Source organism: Holospora undulata HU1, from assembly GCF_000388175.3.
In the GTDB taxonomy this organism is placed as follows: domain Bacteria; phylum Pseudomonadota; class Alphaproteobacteria; order Holosporales; family Holosporaceae; genus Holospora; species Holospora undulata_A.
Genome location: NZ_ARPM03000158.1, coordinates 1 through 9538, shown reverse-complemented (window position 1 = coordinate 9538; position 9538 = coordinate 1). Strand labels below are relative to the sequence as shown.

15 protein-coding genes and 1 pseudogene are annotated in these 9538 nt (G+C 37.3%); 9 read left to right on the top strand and 7 right to left on the bottom strand.

Going from position 1 to position 9538, the window contains the following annotated elements:
- From K737_RS04620 to K737_RS10565, 4 genes are all read left to right on the top strand, one after another.
- On the top strand, positions 1-480 hold a 480-nt coding region (locus tag K737_RS04620), incomplete at its 5' end, for a TspO/MBR family protein (protein WP_006300694.1).
- A gap of 89 nt (positions 481-569) precedes the next feature.
- Positions 570-779 (top strand): AraC family transcriptional regulator, encoded by a 210-nt coding sequence (locus K737_RS10575; RefSeq protein ID WP_024161469.1) that lies wholly within the window; start codon positions 570-572, stop codon positions 777-779.
- The gene (locus K737_RS12090) at positions 766-957 is read left to right on the top strand and encodes a helix-turn-helix domain-containing protein (RefSeq protein WP_200863619.1); all 192 of its coding nucleotides are present in this window, start codon (positions 766-768) and stop codon (positions 955-957) included. Before K737_RS10575 ends, K737_RS12090 begins: the two co-directional genes overlap by 14 nt.
- A 2-nt stretch (positions 958-959) precedes the next feature.
- Positions 960-1415, top strand: a complete 456-nt coding sequence (locus K737_RS10565; RefSeq protein ID WP_268743863.1) for an AraC family transcriptional regulator — start codon at positions 960-962, stop codon at positions 1413-1415.
- Between the two features lie 43 nt (positions 1416-1458).
- Here the strand turns inward: K737_RS10565 and K737_RS04610 are convergent, their stop codons facing one another.
- From K737_RS04610 to K737_RS12080, 7 genes and pseudogenes are all read right to left on the bottom strand, one after another.
- A complete protein-coding gene (locus K737_RS04610) occupies positions 1459-1875 on the bottom strand; it encodes an alpha/beta hydrolase family protein (RefSeq protein ID WP_006300693.1) in 417 nt (138 codons plus the stop codon).
- Positions 1872-2258 (bottom strand): hypothetical protein, encoded by a 387-nt coding sequence (locus K737_RS04605; protein WP_006300692.1) that lies wholly within the window; start codon positions 2256-2258, stop codon positions 1872-1874. Before K737_RS04605 ends, K737_RS04610 begins: the two co-directional genes overlap by 4 nt.
- A 226-nt stretch (positions 2259-2484) precedes the next feature.
- A pseudogene (locus K737_RS12085) lies at positions 2485-2702 on the bottom strand (helix-turn-helix domain-containing protein).
- Positions 2703-2713: 11 nt separating this feature from the next.
- On the bottom strand, positions 2714-3121 hold the full coding sequence (locus tag K737_RS04600) for a DUF2975 domain-containing protein (protein ID WP_075260358.1): 408 nt from the start codon (positions 3119-3121) through the stop codon (positions 2714-2716).
- Positions 3122-3560: 439 nt separating this feature from the next.
- Complete coding sequence (locus K737_RS04590; protein ID WP_006300689.1) at positions 3561-4145, bottom strand: aminoglycoside phosphotransferase family protein; 585 nt, start codon at positions 4143-4145, stop codon at positions 3561-3563.
- A gap of 319 nt (positions 4146-4464) precedes the next feature.
- Complete coding sequence (locus K737_RS11470) at positions 4465-4563, bottom strand: hypothetical protein (RefSeq protein WP_268743861.1); 99 nt, start codon at positions 4561-4563, stop codon at positions 4465-4467.
- A gap of 58 nt (positions 4564-4621) precedes the next feature.
- The gene (locus K737_RS12080) at positions 4622-4720 is read right to left on the bottom strand and encodes a hypothetical protein (protein ID WP_407636455.1); all 99 of its coding nucleotides are present in this window, start codon (positions 4718-4720) and stop codon (positions 4622-4624) included.
- A 228-nt stretch (positions 4721-4948) separates the two neighbouring features.
- On the opposite strand from K737_RS12080, the gene K737_RS04585 reads away from it, so the two are divergent.
- From K737_RS04585 to K737_RS10295, 5 genes are all read left to right on the top strand, one after another.
- A complete protein-coding gene (locus tag K737_RS04585; RefSeq protein ID WP_006300687.1) occupies positions 4949-6112 on the top strand; it encodes a hypothetical protein in 1164 nt (387 codons plus the stop codon).
- A 335-nt stretch (positions 6113-6447) separates the two neighbouring features.
- The gene (locus tag K737_RS04575) at positions 6448-7527 is read left to right on the top strand and encodes a Rossmann-fold NAD(P)-binding domain-containing protein (protein WP_006300685.1); all 1080 of its coding nucleotides are present in this window, start codon (positions 6448-6450) and stop codon (positions 7525-7527) included.
- A gap of 46 nt (positions 7528-7573) precedes the next feature.
- Positions 7574-7984, top strand: coding sequence for a proton-translocating transhydrogenase family protein (locus K737_RS04570; RefSeq protein WP_006300683.1), 411 nt, complete (start codon positions 7574-7576; stop codon positions 7982-7984).
- A gap of 40 nt (positions 7985-8024) precedes the next feature.
- Positions 8025-9122, top strand: a complete 1098-nt coding sequence (gene lpxB / locus K737_RS04565) for a lipid-A-disaccharide synthase (RefSeq protein ID WP_006300674.1) — start codon at positions 8025-8027, stop codon at positions 9120-9122.
- A gap of 166 nt (positions 9123-9288) precedes the next feature.
- On the top strand, positions 9289-9465 hold the full coding sequence (locus K737_RS10295) for a hypothetical protein (RefSeq protein ID WP_023491240.1): 177 nt from the start codon (positions 9289-9291) through the stop codon (positions 9463-9465).
- The last annotated feature ends 73 nt before the right edge of the window (positions 9466-9538 follow it).

The window sequence follows — 9538 nt, the reverse complement described above, 5'->3', positions numbered from 1 at the left end:
CAGAAGATGCAAAATAAAACCCGCTTCTCTTTAATCATCTGGATTGTGGCACTTATAGCGATTGGTGGAGCTATCGGCTCTCTAACCAAGCCAGAGATTAGCACTTGGTATAGCACGTTAAATCGCTCACCCCTGACACCGCCAAATTATGTATTTCCGGTTGCTTGGACTATCTTATACGGAATGATTGGCGCTTGCGGCTGGCTCATTTGGCGCACGTCTTCATTTCCTAAGCTAAGTGTTATCACAACATTATACGTAACTCAGCTCATTTTAAACTGGAGCTGGACACCTTTGTTTTTCCATTACCATTTAACCGGGATTTCTCTCGTAGTTTTGGTCGCTATGGATATTCTGGTCTGTGCGCTTATTTATCTGACTTACAAAAAAATGAAAGCGGTTTCGCTGCTGATGATTCCTTATCTGTCATGGATTCTGTTCGCAACTTACTTAAACTTTTACATATGGCAGTATAACTAAATGAAGATTAGCAATGGTGGTCAAGCATAAAAAACAGAAACGTCGTATTTTTATCCATGTAGACGGTTACAACTGAAGTACGGGATATTATGAGTTACAAAGAACGAGTCGACAGAGTGATTGATTTCATAGGCAAGCATCTTGATGAAGAGCTTGAGCTAGATGAGCTTTGCTGCATCGCTTGTTTTTCAAAATATCATTTTCATCGGTTATTTACGGCTTACACTGGGTTACCTCTAATGAATTATATCAAGTGGTTGCGGCTTAAAACGAGCTACTCATCAATTGATTGTCCATAAAGAGGAAACAATTATTAACATTGCATTGGATGCCGGATTCGAATCTCATGAATCGTTTAGTCGGGCTTTTAAACAAATTTGCGGACAAAGTCCCAGCGAATTTAGGCGTAAGGCTAATTGGGAAAGCTTCGAAAATCCACCGCAACCGCATATTAAAGGTGAGAAAATTATGACGTAACGATTAAAGAATTGCCAGCTAAAAGAGTTGCTGTAATGGAGCATCATGGAGATCCCATGAGATTATCAGACACGCTTGATAGGCTTATTACTTGGGCAAAGGCACAACCCATTAACCTAAAACCTAAAGCAGGAGAAGCCTTTGGCTTTGGCTACCACGATCCAAGAGAAGTGAAACCAGAAGAGTTTCGCTTTGATTTAGCCCTTAGCGTTCCACAAGATTTTAAATTGAATGATCAGGTTACAGAACGCACTCTACCTGCTGGAAGGTATGCTGTCACCATGCATAAAGGCTCGCGCGATAATATCGGTGACACGATTTACAGCATTTATCGTGATTGGTTACCGCAGTCCGGTGAAGAACTGGGGGACCTTCCTTGCATATTTTGCTATTACAATTTTGATTATGAGGTAGCTGAAACGGAATCTTTAACCGAAATTTGGGTGCTTCTTAAGTAGGGCTTAAAGTGTGAGTGTGGGGGGGGGCAACCTTGTCCCTCAATCAATTCTCAAGCTGCTTTTTAAGCCACGCAAATGAATCGTTAATGACATCTTCTTTTTTTCTGACGTAATGATCCATATCTGATATGCGCATATAAGTTACAGGTGCGCCTGTCTTTTTTGCCTTCCGGACAAAAGCATCAGATGAATCGATAATCGAATCTTTCACGCCAGCTACGACCAAATATGGGGTTTTGATTTTTTCATATTCTGGTTTTGGGTAAACGATTAAAGCATCGTGATGATATTTATAGGTCATGCTCGCAAGCTTAAGTGTGGTGCTTGGATTTTTAATTGTCTCATCCATAGCGTTATCATGATCCTTTCGTGATTTTGGAAAATACAAATCAAGTGAATATGGCATCCATGAAGGAAGCTGAGCTCTTAATTTTGCATACCAAGGAGTATTTAAAATCATGTCTTGCAAAAAGTCCAAAGCTTATCGCGCCAAGACCAATCTCCCGCGCCTGACCAATTTCTTGTTGCACGCGCATCTGATGAGTAGTCAGTGGTCAACGCTGTTACAATAGGACCACCTTCAGAAACACCAAGGAAAATCAGCTTCCCATTCCATCCTTTGGGCGGATGCTTTTTGAGATATTCAATAACTGTGCGGTGATCGCTCAACCGGTTATACCTTGTGTAATGCTCTATAAACTCTAGTACGTTAATTTGATTGCCAACAACGTATTGTTGCTCAATAGTGACAACTCCAACACCCAAATCTAAAAATTCTTTTAAAACGTAACGATGAAAATGAATGATGCTTGTAATGTCGTCTTCTAAAGATGAACCACTCACTAAAATAGCAATTGGGAACTTATCTCTTGAAGGCTTGCTGAAATAATAAGCAATATCAGGGGAATCTTGCGCCTAGTCTTTTTGTGGTAAAGCGGGATGATGGAGGTATGTCATATTTTATGCCACCATTTTACTTTTCTGCATCGGTGTTTGTGGGGTGATCTCTCAGTAGCCCCAGCCGCAAAAGATGAAAAACAAATGCAAAACATCAGAAATAATCGACTCATCATTTTAATGGCCCATACTTTTTAAATTCTAAAATATCCCCTGGCTGACAATCAAAGTATTCGCAAATGCTTTCCAGTGTTGAAAATCGTATGGCTTTTACTTTGCCTGTTTTGAGGATCGATAAGTTTTGAACCGTAATACCATACGATCAGCTAAGTCTTGCAGCTTCATTTTTCGCTTAGCCAGCATGACATCCAAATTCACAATAATGCCCATAATCCACTTCTTTATATTGTGAACTTATGTTCATCACGAAGCTTGTTTGCCTCGCTCATGATCCAAGAGACGATGATTACGAGCACTCCATAAAATAATGAAGATAAATTGGGCGTTCCAAAAGAGATAGATAAATATCTGGACCCAAGAGGACTAGTCATCGTTACAGCTAAAATCATCAATGTCTGGCTGAATGACTTGATAAACAGTGCATCAATTAAATCCATTAAATACAGCATACCTAGCTTTCGATAAAGCATGGCGTTTCTTTTGGTGAAAAATTTACCATCTCTGTAATGAGCAAAGAGTGTTTTAAGAAAAAATAAGCTTACCATCTCTGTAATGAGCAAAGAGTGTTTTAAGAAAAAATAAGCTAATGAGGAATGGTAAAGCTCTGATGAAATCTGCGCTAAAGCCAAGTAGCTTTAACAGAGGAGTCCAAGAAAATTGCTGAGGTTGACGTATCCTTCGGGTGTTTGGATTGTCTTTTCTAGCATTCCAAAAAAAATTAATGACATTTGATACGTCAGTTGTTTTGAACGTAATAAAAATCCACTGTACAGTCAGAAACAGGGGAATAATCACGATTAAAATATTAAAAACCACCAATAAATAAGAACTTATCTTTTGAATTCTTGCTCATTCGCACCTCAGTTGTAACCCGCTCAATATGGCCAATATTACCAACCAAAATAGCAAATGTCAGTAATTGTTTACTGTTTATCGTGATGCTACATCTTATCAAAAATCTTTGTTAATTGCTGGAAATAGCTTGTATCACAACCATCCTCTAACGCCACCCCCCATGCAAGCACCGCTTGCACAAAGCACCAATCAAGGATTCTCTGAGATGGCAATTCAAAGGTGATTCAGTAATTCCAGCATAGGATTTCTGATGAAAGCGACCACTTCATAAGCTGGTTTGCCAATCACACCTTTGGGATCGATCACAAACCAGCCATCAGCATTTTGCAAGATATTGTTATGGTGGAGATCTCCATGGAGCAAAATATCTGGTATAAGACTTTGCAAAAGCTCATTCCTAAGCTTTCTTGCTTTTTGAAGATATCCAACAGGAATGGGACAGTCCTTATCCAAAGCCGCAAGCCAGTATTTGATGTGATGGAATATGTGCTCTTTAGGAATTATCTTGGTGCAGTTTTTTGATAACTCCGCAGGAAATTTAGACAGATTTATGTTCTTGATTTGGAAAATAGCTTTTAAGAGATGTGCCGGGCACTGCTCTTTCCAAAAGCAATATGCCATTATCTTTAGCAAGCACCTTAACTGCGCCATATCCTGCAAAGCACTTGAGCGCAAATGCATTCTTGCTTCAAAACCTGCATTATCAAAGCCAAGCTTGAGGATACTCGGGGTATCGCCCTGGAAGTCTGATAAGACGTAGTTGTAGGTAAGATTAGTGACTGCTTTTAAATCACGCAAATCTAGCTTTGAAGATATTGCCGCAACAAGCTCAGGCAGTGCATCTAGCCAGACCTTGCTTTTTTTCCGTAAATGCTGATGATGTTGGATTCAAAGCTGTTCATATACTTTTTCTGCCCCAGCCTTCTGTTTTTGCACATAGCCATATCAATGCCGCTTTCATCAATACATACAAGACTTGGATAAGCTATATCTTTGATCGATTCTTGATACTGAATTCGCTTTTATTTTCTTTACTTTACTTGGCTTGCTTTCACGTACGAAAAGTCTTTTTTTTAGCCATAGCCTAATATCTTTTTTTTAGTCATAGCCAATATTTTTAACTAGTAACCGATTGTCCCCCAAATTCTTGAGCAGCTTTTTTCAAGGTCATATCTTGGGTTTCTTTGACTTGCTTTTCAAGCTTTTCTAAGTCAATCTTTTTTTCTGAGCCACCACGCCTCTTAGGAAAATTCCTGCCTTCTTGTCTGCATTTTCTATTCCAATTTTCTATGCCACCTTCCTATCGCTGATACACTTGTTTTAAATAGTTGCGATGCTTCAATACACCCGTTCCCCTCATCTAAATATTCTATTCCCCTTCGTCTTAAATCGTTGCTGTAGCTCTTTGTTATTTGCCTTTTATTTTCCTTTTATTTTAACAAAAAAATTAAACCTAATTCAACCCAAATTACTATAGACTGAAAGCAATGCTTAAAATTATTGTAAAGAGAATTTCCCAATAATTCAAAAATTATTTCGAATTTTTTATTGTGTATGTTATAATGAATGTCGTTTAATCAAATAATAAAAAGTATTTTGATATGTTTAAAACAGAACAAAAATCCAATTCAAAAAAATCTGATTTGAACCAACCTAATTTAAGTGCTTTCCTTGTGCAGCAGTATGAAAATTTACTTTTTTCTCTATATAGTCCTGGAATTTTTAGAGGATTGTGGTGCTTTTTAAAGATGTTTATAGTAGCTATTATAGCTATGGTTGTTTTTTGGTTTTCTTTTGCTTTTTATATACATAAATTAGTTTTTTATATTTCTAATTTTTTATATTCTTCCACCTGTTCATTTGTAAGCAAAGCTTTTGCTGATGGGCCTATTTTTGATTTGATTAGTCATAAATTTTATTTACTAATAGGAACAGGGTGCTTCTTTTTTATTTTAAAATGGATTGGATGGATTGATGAAAAAATTTTCAAAAACGATTGGTTAAAAAGGTTTTTTTATCTATCTTCTTTAATAAGCACAAAAGCTTTGCTCTATATTATTCCTCCTATGGTCGCTTCATCTGCTGTTGGGGCGGGAGGGTTTTTTATTATAAAAGCAAAGTTAGAGCAAAAAATCACCCTTATGCTGATATTAGGATCTGTAGTTTTCATTCCCTTGATGTGTCTAAGCTTTTGGCTTTACAAACCTTTGTTTCTTAAAAATAAGGGGATAGAGTTTTCTCCCTCTTTAAAAAACGAACTTTCTCAAGAGTTGGATAAAATGCAAAATTATGCACTTAAAACTTTCTGGATCAATTCTTTTTTTTATGTACTTTTAAACGAAATCATCTTTTATCTTGTTTTTCTTCCTTATGGACTGGCACTTTCCTTTGTTATAAAAATTCTTTTTTCTTTCGACAAATATCCTTCTTATTATCCTTATGTATTAACGCTTCTTCCTTGTATTGCTGCTTTAGTTTTTTTTATTCCTTTTTTGATTCAGCGCTATTATCCTAAAGGAATTGTGTTTTTCATTCACAAATTAAGTTGTGCGCAAATAGTTACGTTTCTTTTTTGTTTTAATTGTTTTGGCTTAGCAAAAGAAGTTTTTAAATTTTGGAATTGGATTTTGTTTGATATTACGGAATTATTTAGAATTTGGGATTTTTTTACCGTTTTAGATATTGCTTTTCATTTTCTTTTATTTTATGTGACGGTAAAAATTTATCGAAAATTTTTTACTAGGAAGAGCTCTCAATTAATTTGATTTTTTCTATATCTTTTTGAGAATTTGATAAAAATTCAAATGTGTTGCGGGATGATCAGTAGGATAGGATGAAGGGTGTTTTTCATGAAAACAAAGGGGGCAGCCAAGGACAGTTTATGTAAGGGGGAGCCTGCCTTTTCTATCGCCATGAAAACTTTTGTAACCTTTCTTAGCGTTATTTACTTGGCTTCACTTGTCCTTTTTCCTAAGCTAGGACACGGCCTAGTATTCTTTCCCCCCATTAATATTTTTAGAATCTGTTTTTACTTGCTTGACAAAAACAATTTGTTGCTTCTATAATTTTCTTTGTTTCTTAAAGGAAGCTTTAAGAGTTTATGAAGATTATCGTTCCTGCAAACACTGTTGTTCAAGATAAGCGTGTTGCTTTGGCTCCAGAACATATTCCTTCTTTAACGGCGCTGGGATTTGAAATTTGGTTCGAAAATTGTACTGTTCCGTTTTCTGTAGATTCCTATAAAGCTCAAGGAGTAAAGTGGACTGATGATAAAGCGGATTTATGTCGTGATGCAGCGCTGCTTCTTTCTGTAGGGGGGGTCTCATCAGAAATCTTAAATTTGCTACCTCGGCACACGCGCATTGTTGGATTGCTAGGAGGAAAAACCCAAGCAGAGCTTTATAAAGATTTTTTTACCCAAGCATATGCTTTAGAGCTTTTACCTAGAATTTCAAGAGCTCAGTTTATGGATGTGCTTTCTTCTCAAGCTGCTCTTATGGGGTATTGGGCGGTTATACAAGTGGCATCCCGTCTTCCTAGAATTTTGCCTATGATGACTACCGCCGCAGGAACGCTTTTTCCTGCTCAGATATTGGTACTGGGTGCGGGAGTTGCAGGGCTTCAAGCCATAGGAATGGGGCGTCGTCTTGGAGCAAAAATAAGCGCTTGTGACGTGCGTGCAAAGGCTCAAGAACAAGTAGAAAGCTTAGGGGCGAAGTTTCTTCACCTTCCAGGAATTCAAGATGGTGAAGGCTCTGGAGGATATGCGCGGGCATTAACTGTTCAAGAACAAAGAGCTCAGCAAGAGTTTTTAAAAACGGTATTACCGTCTTACAATGCTGTTATTTGCAGTGCACTTGTTCATGGGGGGGATGCTCCCTTGTTATTAACCAAAGAAATGCTTTCTTTGTGCCAACCAGGCACTGTGATAGTTGATCTTGCAACACACCTGGGAGCTTTGGGAAATTGCGATTTTACACAAGCAGGAAAGGGGATTCGTTTTGAAGAGGTGACTACTATAGGAGCATTCTATCCTTTAAGTGACCTTGCAGTTTCTGCTAGTTTACTGTATGGAAAAAATCTTTTAGCTTTGATTAATTTACTTTGGAATGCAAAAACTAAGTGTTGGACTAGTCCAAAAGATGATCCTTTGTTAGAAGCTATGTGCATCACCGAATGATCATAAAATCTTTTCAAAAAGCATTTCATAAAAAGGAGGAATTGTTATGGATTTTTTAATGGTATTTATGATAGGAATAGCTTTAGGGTATTATACCGTGTGTCGGGTTCCAAGTATTTTTCATGCACCATTGATGAGCTTGACTAACGGTGTTTCCAGTATATGCGTTCTTATTTTACTTGATCAATCAGTAAAAGGATTACCAAAGGGGATCCATGAGACAGGTATCAAGATTTTAGTGTGCATCACTGTAATGATGCTGTGTTTGAACATTTCGGGAGGATTTGACATTACCCAAAAAATGATCAAGTTTTTTTATCCTGATGAAAAAAATCAAGAGACTTGCTCTACACTGAAAAGATGGAGTGTTTTTTTATTAAGTAGTTTTGGCGGATTTTTAAGCATAGGGGTAAGTGCGTTTTTTATAAAAAGAATGCACAAATGGATCACGGCTTAGCACATTGACAAAAATACATTCTTCGTTTAGAAAAGTATGGGTGATAGCCGGGGAACCTTCAGGGGATGCACTAGGAGGTTCCTTATTGGCTGTTTTGCGCCAAAAATATCCTGACATTGTTTTTTCTGGAATTGGAGGCCCTTTAATGGAAGAGTCCGGGGGATTTGTTTCATTGTTTCCCTACACAGAATTGTGCCACATGGGGATTGGCTCTGTGTTAAAAAATGGAATTTCTTTAATAAAGCGGTATTATCAAGCGGTCAATGCTATTTTTCTTCAGCGTCCAGATCTTTTGTTAACGATAGATTGCCCGGACTTTTCTCTTCGAGTAAGTCATTCTGTACGTAAGATAACAAAGCGGATCCATTGCGTTGCCCCTTCAGTTTGGGCATGGAGAAAAAGTCGAGCAAGGACTTTAGAAAAAAAGACCGATTATTTGCTTCATCTTTTTGAATTTGAAAAAAAGTTTTTTCCAAAGATTCCTTGTTTTTGGGTCGGACATCCCTTGGCCGATCAGTCTTTTGTGAACAGGGATGTGTTTTGGAGTACTTATCCCAGCTTTTCATCTCTTCATCCTTTGCTGTGCATTCTTCCTGGAAGTAGGATTTCAGAAATCAAACGATGTTGGCCAGTTTTTAAACAGAGTGTAGAACTTCTTAGGCGCGCTGTAAAAAATCTTCAAGTCGTTATAGTCACTCTTCCAGAACATAAAGAATTGTTTGAACAAGAAAAGTATCTAGTCGTCACAGATTCTTTGTTAAAAAAATCAATATTTTTAAATTCTACTGCAGCACTAGCTTGCTCAGGAACAGTAACGTTAGAGCTAGCTCTGTGCGGTACCCCCATGGTAATTGGATATAGAGTGCACTGCGTTTTGGCGTGGATATTGCGACGCTTGATTACAACTCCTTATGTGGGATTGGTTAATATTCTTGCAAAAAAAATGGTTGCTCCTGAATATTTGCAAGAAAATTTTACTCCTGAAGGCTTAGAAAGTGCTTTAAAGGTCTTATTGAATTCTAATCAAATTTCAAAAGATCCTCAAAATTTTGAAAAAATATGGTCTAACGTAAAAACTCCTTTGGGATTTGCAGAAACAAGTACAAAAGTTATAGCTGATGTTTTAAATTTGGCTTAAGGAGCGATTTTTAGTATTCATTTTTGTGCGAACGACAAGCATTGATATTGGGGCGTTAATTTTTTGTATGAATTTTGTATGAAAAAATCGATAAAAAAGTTTAGATTTGCTAATGTTCAGCACACTATCTTATACCAAATCAAACTGAAAGTGTTGGACTAAAGCGTTGAAAGTTGTCATTGATGCGCTCGACAAGATCCATGGTGATGTTGTCCCAAGTTTAGTCGAAAAAATGCAGCATACTCTTGAAAAACTCTTTGGCAGAGACGAAAAATCGATTATTGCGCACATGTTCATTCTTCGATGGGGTTCAGGTTGGGGGGGGGCAGGGCATAAGTGTTGAAAGTGTCAAAATAAATGTTTAACAGCATTGAAATCCCCTCCTGAAATAATAATTAATGTTTTAATAAAAGATT